The following is a 24,104-nucleotide window of genomic DNA, read 5'->3' as shown; positions in this document are numbered from 1 at the left end:
GTGCGCGTACAGAATTTTAGTGAATCAGATTTATTAAGTCCATACGGAATTATGAAAAATTACTTGTCTAAATTTATCTCATAAAAACAAATATATAAATATCAAAAAAGAAAATTCTCTACGGAATTGAAACTGAATTCAAATTTGCCTATTGACAAAATAAGTGAGCCTCATTCACTTTATAGGAGAGCGCGATTGACCGCCACGTCGGCGTCATGGGCGCAGGGAGGAATAATTGAACGATGTCGTCCGGATCACTCGCGAAAGCAGTGTGCTGACCATAACGATCAACAGGCCCGAGCGGCGCAATGCACTCAATGAAACGGTAGCGCAGGGAATTGCTCGCGGGCTGGACGAGGCGGAGGCCGATCGGCAGGTGCGGGCGGTTGTTCTGACTGGTGCTGGCGACAAGGCGTTCTGCGCCGGTGGCGATTTGCAGCTCAATGCCGACGGAACGCCGTTCACTATTGCAGCCGATGATCCGCGCCACTACGTCGCCCAGCTCTTTCGCCGCATACAGGCCTGCCGCCTGCCGATTATCGCCCGGGTTAATGGCCACGCTCTGGCAGGCGGCTTCGGTCTTGTATGCGCTTGCGATCTGGCAGTGGCATGTGAGGACGCCCTGATTGGCGTTACCGAAGTCAAGGTCGGTATTTTCCCGATGATGATCCTGCCGCTGCTGATGCGTGTTGTTCCCGATCGTACCTTGATGGAAATGTGCCTGACCGGCGAGACGATGACGGCCGGTGAGGCGGCGCAACAAAGACTGGTCAATTACGCCGTTCCGGCTTCCGAGCTTGACGCAAAGCTGGATTGGCTGGTTGCCCGGGTGACATCCAAATCGCCAACCGGCATCAGGCTCGGCAAGCAGTCTCTGGCGAAAATGCGCGAGATGAATTTCGATCATGCGCTCGAATATGCACAATTCATGCTTGCCAATATGACCCGCACGATGGATGCGCGCGAAGGCTTTACGGCCTTTGCCGAAAAGCGCGCGCCGGTCTGGACCGGGGAGTAGGCGGCAATGGCTAAGACTGTCCGGATAGGATGTGGCGCGGGGTTCTGGGGCGATACGCCGGAAGGGCCTGCCCAATTGGTCAGAAGCGGCGATATCGACTATCTGGTGCTCGACTACCTGGCCGAAATCACCATGTCGATCTTGGCGCGCATGAAGGCGCGCCGGCCGGAATTCGGCTATGCGACGGATTTCGTAAGCATGGTTGCGGCCCCGCTGGCGCAGGAGATCGCCAATAAGGGCATTCGCATCGTCACAAATGCAGGTGGCGTTAATCTTGAAGCCTGCCGGGATGCGCTGTCTGCAGCCTTTGAAAAAGCCGGCGTCGATCTGAAAATTGCGATTGTGCGCGGCGATGACCTCAGTGGCCAGAGTGACAGGTTCCACGCATCCGGTGCGCGCGAAATGTTCAGCGGCGCTCCTCTGCCTGCGGAATTGGCAAGCGTCAACGCCTATCTCGGTGCGTTCCCGATCGCGAAGGCATTGGCCGAGGGTGCGGATATCGTTCTGACAGGGCGTGCGACGGATTCAGCGCTGGCCCTCGGCCCCTTGATTCACGAATTTGGTTGGGGCGCGGCAGACTATGACCGCCTCGCCGCCGGGAGCCTGGCAGGCCACGTTCTTGAATGCGGCACACAGGCGACCGGCGGCATCTTCACCGACTGGCGCGACGTCGAAGGCTGGGACCGTATGGGCTTTCCCATTGCCGAATGCCACGAAGACGGCAGTTTTGATTTGACCAAGCCGGAAGGAACCGGTGGTCTCGTCAGCCCGATGACCGTCGCCGAACAGATCGTTTACGAAATCGGAGATCCGGCGGCCTATGTCCTGCCCGATGTGATTTGCGATTTTTCAGAGGTCCGGCTCTCCCAAGCGGGTCGTGACAGGGTGCGTGTCAAGGGTGCACACGGGCGCGCACCCACCTCGAGCTACAAGGTGAGCGCCACCTATGCAGACGGTTACCGGGCTGGTGTAACGATGATGATTGCCGGCAACGAGGCCGTTGCCAAGGCCGAGGCAGTCGGCGCCGCTATTCTGTCGCGTGCGTCACGCCTGATGAAGGCTGAAGGTCATGCAGATTTTTCCGAAACATCGGTCGAAGTGCTTGGTGGCGAATCCACCTATGGTGCGCACAGCACGGCGCATGACGCACGCGAGGTGATTCTGAAAATCGCCGTTCGCCACGACGAAAAGGCGGCGCTGAAAATATTCGCGCGGGAAATCTATCCGGCCGCCACGGCCATGGCGCAGGGGCTGACCGGATTTGCCGGTGGAAGACCCGACCCGCAACCGGTCATCAGGCTGTTCTCGTTCCTGGTGGACAAGGCGGATGTGCCGGTTGAGATCGAAATCGATGGCCGGCGCATTTCCGTGCCAATCGCGGCCGGCGAGCAGGAGACGCAACCCGCGGCACCGGCTGCCGGACTGGCAGATGAGGTCCGCCAGGCTGGAAGCACCGTCGAGGTTCCGCTGCTGGCGATTGCCCATGGTCGCAGCGGCGACAAGGGCGACATTGCAAATATCGGCATTCTTGCGCGGCGGCCTGAATTTGCTCCGGTCATCCGCAACGCGGTCACTGAAGATACCGTGCGCGATTACTTCTCCCACATTGTCAAAGGCAAGGTCGAACGTTTCGATTGGCCCGGCCTTAATGGCTTCAATTTTCTGCTTCATGGCGGGCTCGGCGGCGGCGGCATCGCATCGCTGCGCCACGATCCACAGGGCAAGACTTACGCCCAGATGCTGCTCGACCTGCCGGTTGATATCCCCGTCGCATGGCTGGACAACGACGCTCCCCTGGCCAATTGGTCAACGGACGAAATTCGCCAGGAGGTAATCGCATGAGCACAGAATCAGCAAAACGCAGCTTCGTTCGTCTGCCCCGTGAGCGCCGTATGCGCGAGATCGAGGCCGCCGCACGCGAGGTTTTTTCGCAGCGCGGCTACGACGCTGCCTCGATGACCGACATCGCCAAACTTGCCGGTGTATCGGAAGGTTCGATTTACAAGTTCTATACCAACAAGCGCGACCTGCTGCTGACGGTCATCCGCACCTGGTATCAAAGAATGATCGACGAGTTCATCGAAAAACTCTCGGGCGTCGAAGGAACGCGCGCCCAGCTTCAGACCGTTATCTGGCAGCACCTGAAATCGATCAAGGCGAACCCGGACCTTTGCCGGCTTTTCTATTCCGAGGTCAGGAGTGCGGACGACTATTACGACAGTGATCTCTACCGGCTGAACCGGGATTACACCCATGTCCTGATGGACATCATCCAGCAGGGTGTCGCCCGTGGTGAAATCCGGGCGGACATTTCCGTCACGTTGGTTCGCGATATGGTTTTCGGTGGCATCGAGCACCGCATATCCGGCTTTCTGCTCAATCGCGGAAGCTTCGACCAGCAGGAGATTGCCGACCAGCTCTGCGATCTGGTGATGGCAGGCATTGCGACACCGGTGAAATCGCCGAACGGCCTTGATGGCCTGGTCGAAAGGCTGGAGCGCGTCGCGGACCGTCTCGAGTCCGAAGAAGGCAAGGACGGCTAGGCGATGCTCACACTCACCAATGTGCAGATCATGTATGACCGGGCGATAGAGGCCGTTCGCGATGTTTCGCTGACCGTCGAAAAGGGAAGGATCGTTGCACTTCTCGGATCAAACGGCGCGGGAAAGTCGACCCTGTTAAAGGCGATTTCCAACGTTCTTTATCCGGAAGAGGGTGAGGTTCTGCACGGCGAGATCGCGCTGGATGGCAAGAACCTTCTTGCCATGCCGGCCGACGATATTGTCGGGCAGGGCATTGTTCATGTCCCCGAAGGGCGTCGGCTTTTTCCGTTGATGACGGTTGAAGAAAACCTGACGATGGGTGGGTTTTTGAAATCACGAGGCGAGGTCGCGGCCGATCTCGACCGGGTCTATGCGATGTTTCCGCGGCTGAAAGAACGGCGGAACGCGACCGCTGGTTATCTTTCCGGTGGCGAGCAGCAGATGGCCGCGGTTGGGCGGGCGCTGCTCGCCAATCCGCGGCTGTTGATGCTCGACGAGCCGTCGCTCGGCCTTGCGCCGCAGATCATCGAGCAGATCTTCGAAACCATTGTCGCCCTTAACAAGGACGAGGGGATGTCGATCCTCCTCGTCGAGCAGAATGCCTCGCTGGCGCTGCAGATCGCCGACTACGGATACATCGTCGAGAACGGGCGCGTGGTGCTTGACGGACCGGCGGAACGCATCGCCGGCAATGAGGACGTCAAGGAGTTCTATCTCGGCTTCTCCGAAGGCGGCACACGCAAGAATTACCGCGAGGTCAAGCATTACAAACGGCGCAAGAGGTGGCTGTCGTGAGCGCGCTATTGAAACTCAAGAATGTCACCAGGCGTTTCGGTGGGCTCACCGCCGTCAACGACGTTGCCTTCGATGTGCCGGAAGGCGCGATCTACAGCGTCATCGGCCCGAACGGTGCCGGCAAGACGACGCTGTTCAACCTGATCAGCGCGCTGTTTCCGCCAAACGAGGGCGCCATCGAATTCGACGGCCATCAGATCCATACGGCGAAAACCCATCAGCTGGTCGATTTCGGCATTGGCCGCACCTTTCAGAACCTGGCGATCTTTTCCCATGCGACGGTGGTGCAGAACCTGCTTGTCGGCCTGCATCACACGCTAAAGGCCAATCCGCTCAGCGCCGCCCTGTTCTGGGGTTCGGCGCGGCGCGAGGAAATCGCTGCACGGAAGCGCGTTGAGGACATCATCGATTTTCTGGAGATTGAGCATCTGCGTGACATGCCCGTCGGGCTTTTGTCCTACGGCCTTCAAAAGCGCGTTGAACTGGGTCGTGCACTCGCAACCGGTCCGAAGATGCTTCTGCTCGACGAAATGGTTTCCGGCATGAACAGCGAGGAAACCGAGGACATCGCCCGTTTCATTCTCGATATCCGCGAAGAGCTTGGTGTCACGGTGGTCATGGTCGAGCACGATATGGGCATCGTCATGGACATCTCCGACCGGATTGCGGTGCTCAATCACGGTGCGCTGATCGCCGAGGGAACACCGGCCGAAATCTCTTCGAATGAAGATGTCGTTCAAGCCTATCTGGGGAAAAACTGACCATGTTGCGTGACGCCAACTTCATGGAGCAATCGACGCTTCCCGGCCTATTGCGCTTCTGGGCGGACCGGTATCCGGAACGGCTCGCATTCCGTGAAAAAGACTTTGGCGTGTGGAACCGCTTTACTTTCAGGGACTACTACGAGCACACCAAAGACTTTGCATTTGGTCTCGTTGCGCTCGGCGTCAAAAAGGGTGATTTCCTTGCCGTCGCCAGCGAGGACACGCCGGAATGGATGTTCAGCGATCTTGCCATCCAGGCGCTCGGCGGTGCCTGCATCGGTGTTTATCCGACCAACCCGTGGCCGGAGCTTCGCTACATTCTCGAACATTCCCGCGCCCGCTTCGTGGTCTGCGGCGATCAGGAGCAGACGGACAAGGTTTTCGACGCGCTTGAACATGGCGGTGAGCTCCCGCATCTCGAAAAGATCATCTGCGTCGACATGAAGGGGTTGAAACACTACCCGCGCGAACGATTGATGAGTTTCGATGAAGTGGCCGCGCTCGGCCGTTCCAAGCGGGAGGAATATGGCGACCTTTTCGAAAATTCGATCGATGCGCTGACGCCGGATGATGTGGCGGTCGTGGTCTATACGTCAGGCACGACCGGCATGCCGAAAGGCGCGATGCTTTCCCACCGCGGCCTGATCTGGGGTGGATTGCGATTGTCGGAGCGCCACGGCATCGATGAGACCAACTGGGAAGTGCTGTGCTATCTGCCGCTTTGCCACGTTGCGGAGCGGCTGTGCTCGACCATCATGCAGCTCGTCAACGGCACGCCGGTCAATTTTGCCGAGTCCATCGATGCGGTGAACCAGAACCTGCGTGAGATTGCCCCGACCGGATTTCTCGGCGTGCCGCGCATCTGGGAAAAGCTGCAATACGGCGTGATGGTCAAACTCAAGGACGCAACGCCGCTACAACAGCGCGTTGTTGAACAATGCCTGGCGCTCGGGCGGCCCATCGCCCAGAGGCAGCTGGCCAATGGCGGCGAGCGCAAATCGCTGCGTGACCGGCTCGTCTTCGCTTTCCTGTGGCTGGTCTGTTTCCGCTCCCTGCAAAAATCGATGGGCCTCGACCGGGCGCAGACCATGTTGTGCGGCGGCGCTTCGATTTCGCCGGATGTGCTGGAGTTTTTCTGGGCGCTCGGCCTCAAGGTCTACCAGGTCTACGGCATGACGGAACTGTCGGGCATTTCACACAGCCAGTATCCCGGGCACACTGCACTTGGTCAGGCCGGACCGCCGCTCGATACTTACGAACACACAATCGCCGAGGACGGTGAAATCCTCGTGCGTTCCAAGGCGATCTTCCCGGGCTATTTGCGCAATGAGCAGGCAACCGCCGAAGCGGTTCGGGACGGATGGATGCGCACCGGCGATGTCGGGCGGATCGCCGACGACAATTCCATCGTCATTACCGACCGCAAGAAAGACATCATCATCACGTCGGGCGGCAAGAACATCACGCCGTCGCTGATCGAGAACCGTATCAAGGATTCGATCTTCATACGCGAAGCGGTATTGATCGGCGAACGCCGCAACTTCCTGACTTCGCTCATCCAGATCGACTACGAGACTGTCGGCAAATGGGCGCAGGAACGCGGACTTCCCTATACGACCTTCAAGAGCCTCGCAGGTCTGCCGGAAGTCCGTGACCTCATTACCGGTGAAATCAACTCGGTCAACAAGGAGTTCTCGCGTGTCGAGAATGTCCGCAAATTCTCGCTCCTCGACAAGGAACTCGACCATGACGACGGCGAAGTGACGGCGACGATGAAAGTCCGCCGCTCCGTCATCGAGGAAAAATTCAAACCGCTCATCGAGCAGATGTACGGAGCGTGAGGGAACGCCGATGGACCTGTTCTTAAATCTCGTTGCATCCGGCCTGGTGATCGGTTCGATCTACGGCATCATCGCCATTGCCTTTGCCATCATTTTCAAGACCACCGGCGTGCTGAATTTTGCGCAAGGCGAGGTCATGATGCTGGTGGCCTATGTCAGTTGGAGTCTCGGCACCGAACTCACATTGCCGTTCTGGGCCCTCATCATCGTATCGATTGGCGTTGCGGCGCTGATTGGCGTCATCATTGAGCGGCTGTTTATCCGGCCGATGATCGGCCAACCGGTCTTTGCCATCGTCATGGTGACGATCGGCCTTGCCGTGATGTTGCGCAGCCTCATCGTTATTCTCTGGGGTTCGGACGCGGAGCCGTTCGATGCGGCGATAGAAGGCGGGCTGATCGAGATCGGGCCGGTGGTGCTGTTTTCCGAACAGCTCTTTGCCATCATCCTGTTCTTTTTCCTTTCAACGGCCGTATTCCTGTTCTTCCGCTTCACCCGGATCGGCATAGCCATGCGCGCGACGGCCATGGACGAAACCGCCGCCCTTTTGATGGGTGTCGATGTGCGGCGCATCTCGGCTTTTGCATGGGCCATCGCCGCAATCGTTTCGGGTCTTGCCGGCATAACATTCGCGATCATGTTCTCGCGTGCACCGGACCTCTGGTTCCAGGGCCTGCGCGCCTTTCCGGCAACAATCCTCGGTGGGCTCGATTCGCCGCTCGGCTCCGGTTTCGGCGGCCTCATTATCGGCGTCATCGGAGACCTTTCGGAAGGCTATATCGGCCAGGGTCTGAAGGAGATCTCCGGCTTCGTCGTCATCATCATCGTCCTCATGGTCAGGCCCTACGGTCTGTTCGGTGAAAAAGAGCTGGAGCGCGTGTGATGCGGACTCACCACTTCGTCGAAACCTATGAAAAGCATATCTCGCTGTCGGATAATGCAATCACCTGGCTTTGGATAGGGTCGCTTATCGTCGCGCTGGCAGCCTTTCCCTTCATCGCCAGCAACTATTTGATCGCTCTCGCGACGACTGTCGGCATTGCCGCGATTGGCGCCATCGGCCTCAATATCCTCACCGGCGTGACCGGTCTGATTTCGCTGGGGCAGGCGGGTTTCCTGGCCGCCGGCTGCTACACGACGGCGCTGCTGATTGCCGATTACGGCTGGCCGCCGGAACTGGCGCTGCTTGCCGCCGGTGTCGTTTCTGCCGCACTCAGCCTTGTCGTCGGTATTCCCTCGCTGCGGCTCAAGGGGCTGTATCTCGCCATCACGACGATGGCTTTCTCTTTCATCATCACGCATTTCCTGCTTTACGCCGAGGGCGTTACGCATGGACCTTATGGTGTGCGGATCAAGGATCTGGATTTCTTCGGGCTCGACCTGACGTCGCCGACGCAGCTCTATTCCCTCGTTCTGGCGGTCACCATCATTGCGACGGTCGCTGCACTCAATATCCTGCGCACGCGCGTTGGCCGCGCGTTCACCGCCATTCGCGATCACGACATTGCAGCGCGCGTCATGGGCATCAGCCTGACGAAGTACAAGCTGTCTGCCTTTGTCATTTCTTCGTTCTTTGTCGGCATAGCCGGTGGGCTGATGGCCTTCCAGTTCCGCTTCATCAATGTCGATATCTTCAACCTGCTGCTTTCCGTCGAAGCACTGGCCATGGTCATTGTCGGCGGTCTCGGCTCCGTTGCCGGCGCAATCCTGGGAGCGGTCTTTATCGTGCTGCTTCCCGAAGCCACACGCGAGGCGATCGATCTCCTGCCGACGGGCGTCACCACGATGCTGTCGACTTACATTTACGAAATCCGCGGTCTGCTCACCGGTCTCACCATCATCATCATGCTGCGCATCGAACCGCACGGGCTCATCGGCCTGTGGCGCGATGTGAAGCGTTACTGGACCCACTGGCCCCTGTCCGTGTGACGCAGGGGGCAAAGACAGAACGGGTTAAACAAGGAGGAAAGACAATGAGGATCAAAAAATACAGCGCCATCTGCGCTCTGGCACTGGCGACCGCCGTGTCATCGGCGGCGGCAGAACCGGGAGTGACTGATTCAGAAATCGTAATCGGCAATATACTTCCGATGACCAGCTCGGCCGCGCTGGTCGGCAGGGCCGCGCATTTCGGCTCGGTTGTTGCCGCGGCTGAAGCCAATGCCGACGGTGGCGTCAACGGGCGCGAGGTGGTTATCCGGACCGAGGATGACGGTTACGTTCCGGCCCGAACAGTGCAGGGGTTGCGCAAACATATCGATGAAGGCGTCTTTGGCCTTATCGGCACCGGCGCCGGCGCTGGAACGGCCGCTATCCTGCCGATCCTCGAAGAAGAGGGCATTCCGGCAATCGTGTCGTTCTCGCCACTGCAGGCTGCAGTCGATCCGATCAAGCCGACGGTCTTCATGATCGGTGCGTCCTATCAGGATCTGCTGTTTGCCCAGCTCAAATACATCCATGACAATCATAGCCCGGAAAACGCAAAATACGGCGTCATCCGCCAGGATGATGATTTCGGCAATCAGGTTGAAGAAGCCTTCACCCGGGCAGTCGACGCGTTTGAGGTCGATGCCGCCGATCCCATCCGCTACAAGCGCGGCCAGAAGGATTTCGGCGCTGAAATCCTGAAGGTGCGTTCCAACGGCGTCAACGTATTGATCGCCGGCGGCGTCACGACGGAAATTCCCACCATGTTGAAAGAGTCGAGCAAGTTCAAACTGCCGTTGCAGGTCGCAACGGTGCCCACCTCGACACTGCCGCCGATCATGAAACTGTCGGCGCCCTACGGCTACAAATACTATAGCGGTGACTACATTTCGCCGATGGGATCGGAAGGCACCGCGCATTTCCTGGATGTGGCCAAGGCCAACCTCACTGAAGACGAGATGAAGGCGCTCAACCGCTACGCCGCGACCGGCTATGTGGCGACCCGCATCATGATCGAGGCGATCCGGCGCTGCGGCGACAACCCGACGCGGGCCTGCGCCGTCGAAAAACTCGAATCCGGTGAGGAATTCGACACGGCCGGCGTCACCCTGCCGCTGACCTTTGCCAAGGACCGGCACATCTCGGCTACCGCCGTCCGTGTGCTTGAGGTCGACCCGGTGGCCGGTTCCGTCACGCCGGTAACCGAGTTCACACAGTACTAGGCTCAAAGGGCGGGCCGGAAATTCCGGCCCGCCATCCTCTTGTCCATCAACGGTATTCGTATGCGCCCGACAGCTCTGCCATTCACCAAAGTTCTGATTGCCAACCGCGGCGAGATTGCGTGCCGGGTGGAAGATACATTGAAGGAAATGGGCATTACTTCGGTAGCGGTCTTTCACGACAGCGAGCGCAAGGCGCGTTTCGTCCAGTTGGCCGATGAAGCCCATGAGATTGTCGGCGAAACGCCCGTTGCCGCCTATCTCGATGGCGGTCAGATCATTGAAATTGCTCTGAGCTCCGGAGCCGAAGCGATCCATCCGGGATACGGGTTTTTGTCTGAAAACGCCGATTTTGCGCGTCAGGTAAGCGAAGCCGGTCTGGTGTTTATCGGTCCTGAGCCGGCTTCCATAGAGCTCATGGGCGACAAGATCACGTCGCGGAAATTTGCCGAGGAACACGGGGTCCCGGTCGCGCAGTCGGTATTGACGGATGGCGATCTCGACGGCTTCGTCAAGAAGGCCAGCGCTATCGGGTTTCCGCTTCTTATCAAGGCTTCGGCCGGCGGCGGTGGCAAAGGCATGAGCATAGTGCATTCCGCCGATGAGCTGGCCGAAAGCGCGCGCGTCGCTGCAAGCGAAGCCGAACGCTACTTTGCCGACAGCACGATCTATGCCGAGCGCTATGTCGAGAAGCCGCGCCATATCGAGGTGCAGGTCGTCGGCGACGGCAACGGCAATGTGGTGCACCTTTTCGAGCGTGAGTGCTCAATCCAGCGTCGTTTCCAGAAGATCATCGAGGAAGCACCGTCAGCCGGCCTGGCGGATGAGTTGCGGGACAGGATTTGCGAGGCGGCGGTGCGTCTGGCGTCAGCCGCGAACTACCGCAATGCCGGAACTGTCGAGTTCATCCTTGCACCGGACGGCGCATTCTATTTCCTCGAAATGAATACCCGTCTCCAGGTGGAGCATCCGGTATCCGAAATGATAACCGGCATTGATCTTGTCCGTATGCAGATCGAGATTGCCGCCGGTCTGCCGCTTGGCGTCAGCCAGGACGATATCGGCGTTTCGGGACATGCAATCGAGTGCCGCATCTGTGCAGAAGTTCCGGAGCGCGACTTCATGCCGGCAACTGGCAAGGTGCTGGAGCTCGATCCTCCGGCTGCATCACATATCCGCTTCGAAAACGGCCTTGTCGAGGGGCACTATGTGACGCTGAGTTTCGATTCCATGCTCGCAAAGCTTGTCGTGCATGGAGAGAACCGGAAAGCCGCAATCGACTGCACCGTCGAAGCGCTGCGCGAAACGGTCCTGCTCGGTGTCGAGACGAATCTTGATTACCTTTCCCGTGTTGCGGATCATCCGGTCTTCCGTGATGGCGCACTTCACACCGGATTTGTCACCGAACACGAGCAAGACCTCGTCGCGCCGCCGCCTGACGAAATGGAGCGTGATGCGGCGCTTCTTGCCGCGGCCCTTGCCTTCCGCGAGTTCCGTACGCTCGTCTTTGACGCGCCGGATCCCTACGCGTCCATGGGCGGATGGAGGAACTGACGATGGCTTTGAAACTCACAATGGACGATACGGCATATGCACTTGATATCGAATCCCTCCGTCCCGAGCTGAAAGTCGAGATCGACGGCCGGAAGAGGTCCGTGATCGACGAAGGAACACGCGATGGCTTTCGTATCATTGAGATCGACGGCCGGCATTTTGAATTCAGTCAGGCGCGTGACGGCAATCGCGTATTTCTGCGCCTGGGCGGCCGCAACTGGATCATCGATCTGATCGACCCTCGCGATGCTGCGGGCGAAGCCGGAAATGCGACGGATGAAATCCGCGCCCCGATGCCAGGTGCTGTGGTCACTGTTCACAAGGAAGCCGGCTCCGACGTGAAACACGGGGAAACGGTTTTGACGATCGAAAGTATGAAATTGCAGACAAACCTGGTCTCGCCGCGCGATGGCATCATCGCGTCCTTTCTGAAGTCCGTGGACGACACGTTCGAGAAGGACGAGGTGATCGTCACGCTGGAAACGGAGGCGTCTGATGCGTAGGATTCAATCGGCTATCAACACCGCCAGTCCGGATTTCCGCCAGAATCGGGATCATTACCGCCGGCTTGTTGCGGAACTGCACGAAAAGCAGAGCACGGCCCGCCACGCGCGCCCTGAACGCGATATCGCCCGGCTCGAACGCCAGGGCAAGATGCTGCCGCGCGAACGGGTCGAAAAACTCCTTGATCCGGGAACGCCGTTCCTGGAGCTTTCAACACTCGCTGCAAATATGGATTATGAGGGAGAGTCTCCAGGGGCGAGCATCATCACCGGCATCGGCATCGTGTCAGGCCGCGAGGTCATAATCCATGCCGACGATTCCTCGATCAAGGGCGGCGCCTGGTATCCACTTTCGGTCAAGAAGATCATCCGCTGTCTTGACATTGCGCTGGAAAACCATCTGCCGGTCATTCACCTTTGCGATTCTGCCGGCGGTTTCCTGCCGCTTCAGTCCGAGGTGTTTCCGGACCGGCACATGGCCGGGCGCATTTTCCGCAACCAGTGCCTGTTGTCGAAAGCAGGGATCAAGCAGCTTTCGCTCGTCTTTGGCCAGTGCACGGCCGGCGGCGCCTATATCCCGGGCCTGTCGGACTATAATGTCATCGTTCGCGGCACCGGCGCGGTATTCCTCGGCGGGCCGCCGCTCGTCAAGGCGGCGACCGGCGAGGAAGTCGGCGTCGAGGAACTCGGTGGCGCCGACATGCATACCAGCGTCAGCGGCACTTGCGACTATCCTGCGGCGTCCGAAGAAGAGGCGATAGCCATTGGTCGTGAAATTGTCGCCCAGTGGGATCGTCCGCAAAAATGGGCCTGCCAGCGCGAGGAGCCGGCTGATCCCTATTACGACCCGGAAGAGCTCTACGGCATTCTTCCCGACGACATCAAAAAGGGCTTCGACATCCGCGAGGTGATTGCCCGCATTGTCGACGGCAGCCGCTTCCACGAATACCAGCCGAATTACGGCACGACACTTGTCTGCGGCTTTGCCAATATCTGGGGCTGGAAGGTCGGCATCCTTGGCAACAATGGCGTCCTTTTCAACGATTCCTCGTTGAAGGGCGCCCATTTCATGGAGCTGTGCAACCAGAACAACACGCCGCTCGTCTTCCTGCAGAACATCACCGGCTACATGATCGGTCAGGCCTACGAGCGCCGCGGCATCACCAAGGACGGCGCCAAGATGATTATGGCGCAGACCTGTTCGCGGGTGCCGAAATTCACCGTCATGTGTCACGGTTCCTTCGGCGCGGGTAATTACGGCATGTGCGGACGCGCCTTCGACGGACGTTTTCTGTTTGGCTGGCCCGGTCATCAGATCGGCGTGATGGGCGGCGAACAGGCGACCAATACGCTGGCCGATGTGAAGATCGCGCAGATGCGGCGCAATGGTGAGACCTTCGATCCGGAGGTGATCGAAGAACTGCGCGAAACGACACAGTCAGCCTATCTCGAGCAGCTTTCAGCCTATTACTCGACTTCGCAGATATGGGATGACGGCATTCTCGATCCGGTCGACACACGCAATGCTCTGGGCATGGCGATCACCAGTTCGCTCAACGCTCCGCTTGGCGATTCAGGCTACGGCGTCTTCAGGTTCTAGAATTGTGACGCCGATGATAGAGGTCTATTTCGATTTTGTGTCTCCCTATGCCTATTTCAGCCTGAACCGGCTGGATGCATTGGCAGCACGGCACGGGCTCCAGGTGAGCTACCGCCCCATATTGCTTTGGGCGGTGCGCAGGGCCTTGAAGATGTCGCCGCCCATGGATGACGAACCGAAAGGGACGTACCTCCTCGATGACATGGCGCGTTCGGCCCGGTTTTTCGGTTTGCCCTACCGCATGCCGGACGCATTTCCGATCTCGACGCATCTCGCCGCACGTGCCTATTACGGTCTGGCCGCCATCGATCCGCTGAGGCTGCGTCCATTCATGCACTCGGTTTTCGATGCCTATTTCACCCAGAACCAGGACATCTCCGACGAAGACGTGCTCCGTAAAATCGGCGGACACTACGGCCTGGACCCCGAAACGCTCACGGAACTGATGACGGGCGATGGTCCACGAGAAGCGCTCGTTTTAGCCAATGACGATGCAGTGGCGCGCGGTGTGTGGGGCTCGCCCTTCGTCTTCATTGACGATGAAGCGTTCTTCGGGGCCGATCGGTTGCCGCAGATCGAATGGCATTTGGCATCGCGCGGGCAGGGCGCCGAACAACCGGGTGCACACAACCATCCACGCAGGGCGGGAGCTGACAATGGCATTTGAGGATATTTCGCTGGATATCGACGGTTCGGTAGCGACGATCACTGTGAGGCGGCCGCAGAAGCTGAATGCCATGCGCAACGGTACCGCAGATGAAATGCGGGCCGCTCTTACGCAAGCAGAGGAAGATTCGGGAGTTCGTGTGGTGGTGGTAACGGGCGAGGGGCGGGCGTTTGGCGCGGGTTATGATCTGTCGACCGTCGAACCGTCCCAAACGCAGGAAGCACATCTCCTCGAAAACGTGATCGACGTTCATTTCAATCCGCTTATCCGCGCGCTTCGCACCTCAAGGCTGCCGGTCATCGCCGCCGTCAACGGGCCATGTGCCGGGGTCTCGGTCGGCGTCGCGCTTTCCTGCGATATCGTGCTTGCCGCCAGCTCGGCCTATTTTTACGAACCCTTCGCAGGAATTGCGCTTGTCCCGGACGGCGGCAACACTTTCTTTCTTCCGCAAATCGCAGGGAGAATGCGCGCGACGGCAGCAATGCTGCTGGGCGAGCGCATTTCTGCAGAAGAGGCTCTGTCCTGGGGGCTGGTGTGGGAGGTGCACGAGGATGATGAGCTCATGAGCGCCGTTGAAAACGTTGCCGAGCGCATAGCACGACTTTCACCGCAGGCTGTTTCCGCAACCAAACGGCTTGTCGGTGCGGCCTGCGACAAGGATCTCAACCCACAGCTTGAGCTGGAACGTGATCTGCAGGCTGTATTGGGCCGCGAACCGGATATGCGGGAGGCCGTTGCAGCTTTCGTGGCTGGCGCGGGCAGGAGCTAAGGTCCCGACTGGCGACCAAAGTCCTTGATTCCACCGGCACGGCCTCATCTTTGCCAAAGACCTGTACCCGGCAATGGCTGGCACCGGTAATTTGAGCCTGGTGTCTTTCCTCACTGGGCGTGTGTCCGAAATGCCGAAGGTAGCATTTGCTGAAATGGCTGGCCGATGCAAATCCGTTTGCGATCGCGACCTCCAGAATTGACAGCGGAGTGTCACGCAACAGGTCCCGTGCCGCCTGCAACCGCAGGCGAATGTAGTACAGTCCGGGAGAACTGCCCAAATGCCTCTGAAACAGCCTTTCCAACTGGCGCATTGATATGTGCGTCATTTCAGCAAGCTGCTGACAGGTAACCGGCTCTTCGATGTACTCCCGCATCAACTCTACGGCCTGAATGATCTTCGGGTTATGCGTCCCCAAATGATAGGACATGTCGGGACGTTGTGCTTCTCCGTTCCTTCGCATGTGCTGGTGCAGCCCAGCCTCGGCAATCTGCCGTGCAAAGTCGTGCCCCTGCTCCTCGCTTATGAGGGCCAGCATCATGTCAAATGCGGAATTTCCACCCGCGCAGGTCAGGCGGTTACGATCGATCTTGAAGACAACCTCCGAGGCCGCCAATTGCGGGAACATCTCACGGAAGGTGCGCAGGCTTTCCCAATGGATCGTGCATTCGTAGCCGTCGAGCATTCGCAGCTTTGCCAGCACATAGGCGCCGGTGCAAAGCGCGCCGATCATTGCTCCACGGGATTCGAGCGCGCGCAACCGGTGGCCAAGCGCAGGATCAAGTGTGGTGGTTTGTACGCCGCGTCCGCTGACTACAAAAACAATATCCGCGTGCTTCAGATCGGATAAGGACGCGTCTGCCCCAACATCAATGCCGCAATCACTTTCCACCGCCGCGCCATCCAGCGTGTAGGTTGACCACCTGTATAAAGACTGGCCGGAAAGCCGATTGGCCTGCTTCAGAGGATCCAATGCCGAAACAAATGGAAGCATCGAAAAATTCGGCAACAGAACAAATGCAATGTGTTTCATTGTCTCCACCCGACACTGCCTCCACCCGACACTGTCCAAATTCGTCGCCCTTGAAGGACCGGTCATTGCAGCGTGGCGCAAAATCCGCCTGATCGGCTGTACAATTGCGTCAACACTACATTAAATATCCGTCATATCGGTTTGGAGAATTGTATAATGGTGCAGCCGAAGCCCGTTCTGAGGGTTGGATTCATCCTGTCGCAGAGGTTTACGCTGTCCGCGTTTGCGAATTTCGTTGACGTGTTGCGCCTGGCGGCTGATGAAGGGGACCGCTCACGTCAGGTCCGATGCAGTTGGACGGTTCTCTCGGCCACCATGAATCCCGTCAAGTCCAGTTGCGGTGTGCCGGTCTTTCCCGACCAACGCCTGGGTGATCCGCGCCAGTTCGATTATCTCGTGGTGGTTGGCGGGCTTATCGAAGCGATCGAGCGGCTCAACCCGGACTATGTGAATTATCTGAGGCTGGCCGCCGAGGCCGATGTTCCTATTGTCGGTGTATGCACCGGCGCTTTCATACTTCACCAGGCTGGTTTGATGCATGGCTACAAATGCTGCGTCAGCTGGTTTCACCATGATGATTTTCTCGAGCAGTTCGATGGTATCGAACCTGTGTCTGATCAGATATTCGTTGTTGATCGTGATCGCATGACATGCTCGGGAGGGGCGAGTTCGGCCCATCTGGCGGCTTTTCTCGTCAGCCGCCATGTGGGGCAATCCGCTGCTGCCAAGAGCCTGCATATCATGATCATTGATGAAGCCAAGGATGAGGAAAATCCGCAACCCGGGATACCGATCGACTTTTCTACCGAAGATCCTCTGGTCACAAAAGCACTGCATATGATCCAGCAAAACATGAGTGTTCCTCCGGCGGTGTCGGCCATTGCACAACGCCTGGGCATCAGCCGGCGAAAGCTGGAACGGCATTTCAGGGATGCGCTCGGAACCACGCCCGCGGAAGCCGGGATATCCATGCGGCTGGCCCGGGGAAGGCAGCTTCTGGAAACCTCTGATCTCTCAGTGACCCGGATCGCCCACGAGACCGGCTTTTGCGACGATTCCCATTTCATCCGGTCGTTCGGAAAGCGGGAAGGAACAACGCCTGCCGATTACCGCCGACGGTTTGCAGATCTGAAAAGTTCCGCTCAGTGACAAGACAGAGGCTTTCGCTGTCGCGTCGAATAGACCGGAGGGACAAGGCAACAATTCCTGCGGTTTATTGAAGTGCCCTGACGTTGCACTTTGCGCCAATTGTTGCTGGCACGCGCTTTCTGATAAGGTCTTTCGGCCTCGAACAAGAACAGATCGGGAGGCGCAAGTCGTCCGAAGGGGCGATAGCCGGAATATTTCCGGCGGCAAGGGAGGTGTCGGGCATATGTCCGGGACGAAGGAAACCAGACATATCGATGAGGTGGTTGGTGTCGTTTCCGGCCGTTCCTCGAAACGTGACCTGGCAATCCAGCAGTCCTGGCAACGGTGCGTGGATACATTCGGCCTGGACCCGACGAAGGCCAAGGAAGCGGTTATCCTGCCGGATTCACAGGTGCGCGAACATCAGGAGCGCAAGGACCATCTCATTCGCCGTGCCCGGTTTGGCCTGGAAAACCTCTATCGGCAGGTCTCCAGGCAAAACTATGTGGTTCTGCTCACCGATGAATCGGCAGTTACTGTCGACTATATCGGTGACCCGACTTTCAGTAATCAATTGAAAAAAGCCGGCCTTTATCTGGGGTCAAATTGGGACGAACGCCTGGCCGGAACCTGCGGTGTCGGTGTTTGTGCAACCACCGGTGAGGCTCTGACCGTTCACCAGACTGACCACTTCGACACGACGCATGTGCCGCTGACATGCACGTCGGCGCCGATCTACAATGCCGGAGGCAAGTTGTCGGCGGTTCTCGACATCTCCGCCCTGCAGTCTCCGAGCGACAAGGGCAGTCAGTACATGGCGCTGGCGCTGGTCAAGGAAACGGCAAAAAAGATTGAGATGGCGGGTCTTTGCGAGCAGTTCCGCTCGAACTGGATCATCCGCTTCAATCGTTCGCCGGAGCTTTTGGAGGTCGACCCGGACTGCGCCATTGCCGTCGATGACGGCGGCAGGCTGCTGGGCATGACGCACAATGCGCAGCGGTTTCTGGCCGAGACCCTGAACCGGGATTGGCGGCAGCCGGACGAACTGCTCGGGGTAAACATTTCGGAATATTTCGATTGCGACGTTGATGACCTCGTCCATCTGACACGCGCCACGCCAGCAGATCAGCGGGCGATTGTGTCGCGCATGGGTGCCGTCCTTTTTGCGGATGCAACGAAACCGGAGCCAAAGACAACAGGCAGAAACCCGGTCGCCAACAAGATTCTGAGTGCCGTTTCCAATGTGACCGATGGCGATCCTGCGATGCAGTCTGTCGTCGACAAGGCGATGCGCCTGGCGGACTCCCCGATCGCGCTTCTGCTGCTTGGCGAAACGGGCACAGGCAAGGAATTTCTGGCCCGGTCACTTCACAATGCCCGGCTGGCACCTGGGCCATTTGTTGCGGTTGACTGCGCGGCTTTGCCGGAGGAGATGATCGAGCGCGAGCTATTCGGATCGGCAAACCAGCTTGCTGACCGCGATGGGCCCACCGAAGGATATTTCCAAAAGGCAGATGGCGGCACGCTGTTCCTGGATGAAGTGGGTGAGCTCGATCTTGCTATCCAGACGAAGTTTCTGCGCGTGCTTTCAGAAAAAGAGTTCACGCCGGTCGGCGGCGGCGATCCGGTCCCGCTCAATTTCCGGCTGATATGTTCAACAAATCGGGAACTACGCAATCAGGTGACGTCCGGCCAGTTTCGCGGCGATCTTTACTATCGCATCAACGGTGCCGAGTTGAGGTTGCCGCGGCTTAGTCACAGAGAAGATTTTCGCTGGCTTGGTCGCAGGCTTTTGAAACAGGCCGGATTGAACGATGTCTCAATATCGCAAAATGCCTGGATCGAATTGGAGCGGCATATCTGGCCCGGCAACATCCGTGAGCTGGCCAACGTACTGGAATATTCCGCGGCGTTGTGCACCGACGGGGTTATACAGCCGTCGGATTTGCCTGAATACATGTTTGAGCGCCAGGGAGACGGGGGGGCGAGCGCGCCGGATTCTGCCTATGATGTTCTGCCGGGTTCGGAGGCCGCCAAACTTCAAAGTGCGCTCCGGGACAATGGCTGGAATATCTCCGCAACCGCGCGGGCGCTGCAGGTTGACCGCACGACCATACACCGCCGGATAAAAAGGCTGAATCTGGTTATTCCATACCGGCGATAAGCGCAGTGCAGCGTCACGCCACACCTGTTGCATCATTCAGCCTTCAGAATTGCCTTAATCCGGCTGCCTTGGCCATAACCATTTGACAAAATACAGATAAATTTCATTCGGTTTTGCGCATGGGTGTGGCGGTCCCTGCCACAATTGACAGCGTTCCGACTTTCTGGAACCCTTTTGATGGCATTGGGAACAACAACAGGTCTAAGAATCAACTGGCAATCAACAACCGGAATTAATCCGCCAGCCGGATCCTGAGAAAGTGTTTTGGGAATAACACAATCCGGTTTGTCCGGCACATTGTTTCGCACATTTTGACATGCCGAATTCTGTGCGCCGCTTTGCGGCGCGCACGCCAGTAAACTTGTTTTAATTTCCGTCCTGGGGAGGAGGAAGGATGCAGGCAGACAATCGCATAGACCCCGGCAGGGTAATGAAGGATCAGACTTGTGGAGCGGTATCCGGCCGGCCCTGGGCGGCGGGGTGCGGTCGAGTCGAAGCCTCATGGGAACGCTGTGCCAACGACTATGGCCTGGATCCGGGCGCCAGGCTTCGGAATGACAGGTTCGGCAATTACGAGGTGACTGAACGCCTGCAGGCCATTGAAAAGCCTCTGGTCGTTGCGGCCCCGCTGATTGAAAAGGTTCGCCGTGTGGCGCGGGATGCAGGCTATTGCGTAATCATCGCCGATAATGACTGTGCAGCAGTTGTTGAATATTGCGATTCCGCCGCAGCGAAGGAAATCAAATCATTCGGAATTAGCGCCGGAACCGTGTGGGATGAACCGTTCGTGGGTACCAATGGAATCGGAACATCCATCGCGGACAACAAAATTGCCACCGTCAACGGCAATCAGCACTATCACACCGCCTTCAAGAAATTCATTTGTTCGGCAGCGCCACTGATCGATCATGAAGGGCGCACATTCGCGGCGCTCAACCTGTCTGGCAAAGCTACGGACAGCGCCTCCGAAGTTGCGCTATTGGCGAGGCTGATAAAGAGATCGACCGGCAACATTCACAACTACCTGTTCAGAAACTATTTCAGGAACCATCATCTGGTGGCGCTTTCCACTGGGCCATTTTACGAACCGCACGATTATCAGGCGATGGTCGCTATTTCTGAAACCGGTGAGATTGTCGGCGCCACCAATCCCGCACTCGGCCTGATCGGCATGGACGATCGGGACAGTGTGATTGGAAAGAGCCTTGAAGCCACAATCGGACTGGGTATTGACGATCTGGCCGCCCTGAAGGGACGGGTGCATCGCACCGAAACCGATCGGGGTGAAGGACGCTATGTGCGCTTTTTCCGGCCACAGGCAGCGCGTGGCGGCAGCAAATCGGCCATCGGTTCCGCCACGAAAGCTGAAAGCAGAAATTCGAGGCAACCGGGTAAGCTGACCCTTGATCGAATAGCCGGAAACGACAGCCGGCTGGAAAAGACCATCAATCTGTGCAGAAAGCTGATCGACAGCGATATCCCGTTCCTTGTTCAGGGCGAGACCGGTGTCGGCAAAGATGTTTTTGCAGGTGCCGTGCATGCCAGCAGCAAACGGGCAGCCAAACCATTCGTTGCCGTCAACTGTGCCGCGATACCCGACAGCCTTCTGGACAGTGAATTGTTCGGATATGCGCCGGGCACTTTTACCGGCGCATTAAAAAGCGGCAAGGTCGGGCAGATCGTGGCGGCCGACAAGGGGACGCTGTTTCTGGACGAGATAGGCGATATGCCGATGGAGTCTCAGACCCGCCTCTTGAGGGTTCTGTCCGACCGGACGGTTACGCCGGTAGGCGCTACAAAGCCCGTCAGCATCGACATCAAGCTGATTTGCGCCACGCATCGCGACCTCGATGCCTTGGTGGCGGAAGGAAAATTCCGCGAGGACCTTTACTACAGAATCTGCGGCGCACGGTTCGAACTGCCGGCGCTGAGAGAACGCGAGGACTTTGGCGAAGTCGTGAATATGGTCATGGAAAAGACCGTGCCGGGTGCCGGCGGCCTTTCCTTCTCGGAAGACGCCTGGCAGATCATGGGGCAATACAACTGGCCTGGTAATATTCGCCAGCTTAAAAATGTGCTGCAGTATGTTTCCTACAGCTGTGCAAACGGGCATGTGCTGGTTGATGACCTGCCGGAGGATGTGCGCCGGGCCATGCGGTCTGGCTTTACGAGCGGTGTAGCAAACAGGTCGGCAAATACCGTATCCGGCAGGCGATCGGGCTCCATGCAATTTGACGGTAGCGCGCCGGAGATTGGCAGCGAGGAGCGCGACCGGATCGTGGCGGCACTCCAACAGGCCAAGTGGCGTGTCACTGAAGCAGCGGCAAATTTGGGCGTTAGCCGCGCGACCCTGCATCGGCATATGAACCGGTACGGCATTATTCGGCCCGATCACCGGTAGCGCAATAACCACACTTTCTCAGAACCGGCTGGCGCGATTGACGTGGCGCCGGCCTTTTTTGTGCTTCTCAACCGGCTTGAGCATGATGTGACACCTGTAGCATAGGTGCCGAAAACAACGCTCTATTGTCTGATGGATGAGAACTGAGCAAGTCACTGCCGGATAATGAAATTCCGTTTTTATCATTTAAAAACAAACAATTATTGCAAAACGAAAACTCTTTTCGCGCCAATCACCTGAATCTGGCACGCAATTTGCGGGTTGTTCTGCATCCGGAGACGACGCGTGTCCTGACCTGGGAGGAATAGGTCGGGATCGATGCTGGGTTGCTCCGGAAAACCATCTGATCGGGGTTCGATCCGTTCAGTCTATCGGGAGGAGAGCAACGTGGACACCAACGACAACGGCAAAACGATTATCCGGAGCGAAAGCCGGAGCCAGAAACCGAAAAGCGGAATAACGCGCCGCGATCTGATGAGCAAAAGCGCATCCGTCGCCGGAACCTTCGCGCTGACATCGGCTATCGGCATTGCGCCCAAATTCATCCGACCCGCCAGAGCCGGAGCGTATGCGCCGGGCATGACCGGCGGTCCGACCGGCTTCGCCGGCGCAGAGCGCTTCCAGTACAACGAAACCATGTCCGAAGGACGCGCAATCGAGGGCATCAAGAAGCTTCAGGCCGCCGGCAAGGCGCCCAAGAAACTCAGCATGCTGCTGACCGATGGCGCGATCGGTCAGATTACGAAGCCATTTCCTGTAGGCAAGATCGGTGGTCTCGACGCATTCCCCGATGGAGCGCCTTCGGTGAAGGATGTCTGGGAGCGCGAAACCGGCATTGAGATCGAAATCATCGGTGCGCCCGCCGAGGACATCTTCAAAAAGGTCATGCAGGACGTAACCACCGGCAGCGGAACGTTCGATATTTTCACCGGCCCGTGGAATTCAACCGGCGACCTTGCCGATGCCAACGGCATCGTCAATTGCGATGAGTATGTCGCCAAGTATATGCCGGACTGGGGTGATCCGGAGCGCGGCACGCCGACGCCTGAAATGGAAAAGCTGCTTTATACCTATGCCGGCAGCTACTACGCGTTCAGCCTGGATGGCGATTTCCAGACATGGTTCTACAACCGGGACCTTTATGAGAACCCGGATGTCAGGGCGCTCTTCGAAGACAAGTACGATAAGCAGCTCGGCACGCCCGCAACTTGGGAAGACGTTGACAATATCTCCGAGTTCTTTACCGGCAGGGATTTCGGTGCCGGCACGATGTACGGCAACGGCAATCTGATGAGCCCGTTCTGGGGTCTTGCCACGTTCTACGCCCGGTTCGCCAGCATGGCGTTTCCGAACAATTATTTCTTTGATGAGGAGGGCCGGCCTGCACTCGACAGCGATCTCGGCATCCGATGCGCCGAGGAGCATGTGCGGTCGTTCCAGTGGTGTCCGCCGGACGCGCTGACATTCACCTGGGCGGAAGCCTACAACACCATGTGGAACCTGCAGATCCCGCACACGGCGATCTACACCAATCTCGTTAAATTCGGGGATGGCTACAATCCGGACGGCACGCCAAAAAGCAAGGCGACCGGCAAGCTCAGCGCTCACCTTCCGGTCGGCAGGGATTTCGACGGTAAATTCAACCGCCGCTCCGTGCTTTACTACCACATCACCGGATGGATCTCGGCCAAGAGCCAGTATCCGGAAGCGGCTTACCTCTTCATGCAGTGGCTGAGTTCAACCCGCACCTACACCTGGATGTGCGGCAATCCTGGCGGCTATTTCGATCCCATGCAGCAGGCCAACTTCAAGGAACCGCTGTGTGAGGCGACCTATCACGACTATTCGATGGAGTTCATTCCGAAAACCATCGCGCGTTCGGTTCCTTCGATCAATTTTGCCGGTCAAACCGCGTTCGACAATGCGCTGGATGAAGAGTTGCAGGCGGCCATCACCGGCCAGAAAACTGCAGCGGAAGCGATGCGGGCTGCGTCCAAGAAATGGCAACGCATCATTCGCAAACGCCAGCGCAAGGGCATTCTTGATGCCATAGCTGCCAGCCGTCAGACCTGGCCGTCCATCGTCGACGATTCATGACCTCCCACGGCAACGGGAGAGGCCATCAATCCGGATGGCCTCTCCAGCGGAACACACGGGTTCGAAGCGAAGGGTGAACGG

At 58.0% G+C, this 24,104-nt stretch carries 19 protein-coding genes; 18 read left to right on the top strand and 1 reads right to left on the bottom strand.

The genetic code is table 11. From position 1 onward, the window contains the following. Positions 1-235: 235 nt before the first annotated feature. From ABVT35_RS14105 to ABVT35_RS14040, 14 genes are read left to right on the top strand one after another with little or no spacing between them, the layout of a single operon-like run. Positions 236-1,018, top strand: coding sequence for an enoyl-CoA hydratase-related protein (locus tag ABVT35_RS14105; protein WP_368467224.1), 783 nt, complete (start codon positions 236-238; stop codon positions 1,016-1,018). Between the two features lie 6 nt (positions 1,019-1,024). After that, complete coding sequence (locus ABVT35_RS14100) at positions 1,025-2,860, top strand: acyclic terpene utilization AtuA family protein (RefSeq protein ID WP_368467223.1); 1,836 nt, start codon at positions 1,025-1,027, stop codon at positions 2,858-2,860. Continuing rightward, complete coding sequence (locus tag ABVT35_RS14095) at positions 2,857-3,561, top strand: TetR/AcrR family transcriptional regulator (RefSeq protein WP_368467222.1); 705 nt, start codon at positions 2,857-2,859, stop codon at positions 3,559-3,561. Before ABVT35_RS14100 ends, ABVT35_RS14095 begins: the two co-directional genes overlap by 4 nt. A gap of 3 nt (positions 3,562-3,564) precedes the next feature. After that, positions 3,565-4,356 carry an ABC transporter ATP-binding protein gene (locus ABVT35_RS14090; protein ID WP_368467221.1) on the top strand — a complete coding sequence of 264 codons (792 nt, stop codon included), beginning with the start codon at positions 3,565-3,567 and terminating at the stop codon, positions 4,354-4,356. Then, entirely contained in the window at positions 4,353-5,117 is a 765-nt protein-coding gene (locus ABVT35_RS14085; RefSeq protein WP_368467220.1) for an ABC transporter ATP-binding protein, read from the top strand. The genes ABVT35_RS14090 and ABVT35_RS14085 overlap by 4 nt, the downstream gene beginning before the upstream one ends. Positions 5,118-5,119: 2 nt before the next feature. Further along, on the top strand, positions 5,120-6,961 hold the full coding sequence (locus ABVT35_RS14080) for a long-chain fatty acid--CoA ligase (protein WP_368467219.1): 1,842 nt from the start codon (positions 5,120-5,122) through the stop codon (positions 6,959-6,961). Positions 6,962-6,971: 10 nt separating this feature from the next. Next, the gene (locus ABVT35_RS14075; RefSeq protein ID WP_368467218.1) at positions 6,972-7,844 is read left to right on the top strand and encodes a branched-chain amino acid ABC transporter permease; all 873 of its coding nucleotides are present in this window, start codon (positions 6,972-6,974) and stop codon (positions 7,842-7,844) included. After that, positions 7,844-8,890 carry a branched-chain amino acid ABC transporter permease gene (locus ABVT35_RS14070; protein WP_368467217.1) on the top strand — a complete coding sequence of 349 codons (1,047 nt, stop codon included), beginning with the start codon at positions 7,844-7,846 and terminating at the stop codon, positions 8,888-8,890. Before ABVT35_RS14075 ends, ABVT35_RS14070 begins: the two co-directional genes overlap by 1 nt. Before the next feature lie 44 nt (positions 8,891-8,934). Continuing rightward, positions 8,935-10,110: an ABC transporter substrate-binding protein gene (locus ABVT35_RS14065; protein WP_368467216.1), complete on the top strand. Its 1,176-nt coding sequence runs from the start codon at positions 8,935-8,937 to the stop codon at positions 10,108-10,110. A 60-nt stretch (positions 10,111-10,170) separates the two neighbouring features. Continuing rightward, positions 10,171-11,661 (top strand): acetyl/propionyl/methylcrotonyl-CoA carboxylase subunit alpha, encoded by a 1,491-nt coding sequence (locus ABVT35_RS14060; RefSeq protein ID WP_368467215.1) that lies wholly within the window; start codon positions 10,171-10,173, stop codon positions 11,659-11,661. Between the two features lie 2 nt (positions 11,662-11,663). Next, a complete protein-coding gene (locus ABVT35_RS14055) occupies positions 11,664-12,164 on the top strand; it encodes a biotin/lipoyl-containing protein (protein ID WP_368467214.1) in 501 nt (166 codons plus the stop codon). After that, positions 12,157-13,764, top strand: coding sequence for an acyl-CoA carboxylase subunit beta (locus tag ABVT35_RS14050; protein WP_368467213.1), 1,608 nt, complete (start codon positions 12,157-12,159; stop codon positions 13,762-13,764). The genes ABVT35_RS14055 and ABVT35_RS14050 overlap by 8 nt, the downstream gene beginning before the upstream one ends. A gap of 13 nt (positions 13,765-13,777) precedes the next feature. Continuing rightward, complete coding sequence (locus tag ABVT35_RS14045; RefSeq protein WP_368467879.1) at positions 13,778-14,431, top strand: 2-hydroxychromene-2-carboxylate isomerase; 654 nt, start codon at positions 13,778-13,780, stop codon at positions 14,429-14,431. After that, on the top strand, positions 14,421-15,200 hold the full coding sequence (locus ABVT35_RS14040) for an enoyl-CoA hydratase-related protein (RefSeq protein ID WP_368467212.1): 780 nt from the start codon (positions 14,421-14,423) through the stop codon (positions 15,198-15,200). Before ABVT35_RS14045 ends, ABVT35_RS14040 begins: the two co-directional genes overlap by 11 nt. Here ABVT35_RS14040 and ABVT35_RS14035 read toward each other — a convergent pair. After that, positions 15,094-16,233: a GlxA family transcriptional regulator gene (locus tag ABVT35_RS14035; protein WP_368467211.1), complete on the bottom strand. Its 1,140-nt coding sequence runs from the start codon at positions 16,231-16,233 to the stop codon at positions 15,094-15,096. The two genes, ABVT35_RS14040 and ABVT35_RS14035, sit on opposite strands and share 107 nt — an antisense overlap. Positions 16,234-16,389: 156 nt before the next feature. Here ABVT35_RS14035 and ABVT35_RS14030 point away from each other — a divergent pair, with 156 nt between their 5' ends. The 4 genes from ABVT35_RS14030 to ABVT35_RS14015 all read left to right on the top strand — a co-directional run bounded on the left by ABVT35_RS14030 (position 16,390) and on the right by ABVT35_RS14015 (position 24,023). Then, positions 16,390-17,382 (top strand): GlxA family transcriptional regulator, encoded by a 993-nt coding sequence (locus tag ABVT35_RS14030; protein ID WP_368467210.1) that lies wholly within the window; start codon positions 16,390-16,392, stop codon positions 17,380-17,382. Between the two features lie 223 nt (positions 17,383-17,605). After that, complete coding sequence (locus ABVT35_RS14025) at positions 17,606-19,525, top strand: sigma-54-dependent Fis family transcriptional regulator (protein WP_368467209.1); 1,920 nt, start codon at positions 17,606-17,608, stop codon at positions 19,523-19,525. A gap of 394 nt (positions 19,526-19,919) precedes the next feature. Continuing rightward, on the top strand, positions 19,920-21,926 hold the full coding sequence (locus ABVT35_RS14020) for a sigma-54-dependent Fis family transcriptional regulator (RefSeq protein WP_368467208.1): 2,007 nt from the start codon (positions 19,920-19,922) through the stop codon (positions 21,924-21,926). A gap of 387 nt (positions 21,927-22,313) precedes the next feature. Then, positions 22,314-24,023, top strand: a complete 1,710-nt coding sequence (locus ABVT35_RS14015; protein WP_368467207.1) for an extracellular solute-binding protein — start codon at positions 22,314-22,316, stop codon at positions 24,021-24,023. Positions 24,024-24,104: the final 81 nt, after the last annotated feature.

This window comes from Hoeflea sp. TYP-13, from assembly GCF_040932035.1.
Classification (GTDB): domain Bacteria; phylum Pseudomonadota; class Alphaproteobacteria; order Rhizobiales; family Rhizobiaceae; genus Hoeflea_A.
The sequence above is the reverse complement of the archived record's forward strand: the minus strand, read 5'-3'. Positions and strand labels throughout refer to the sequence as shown.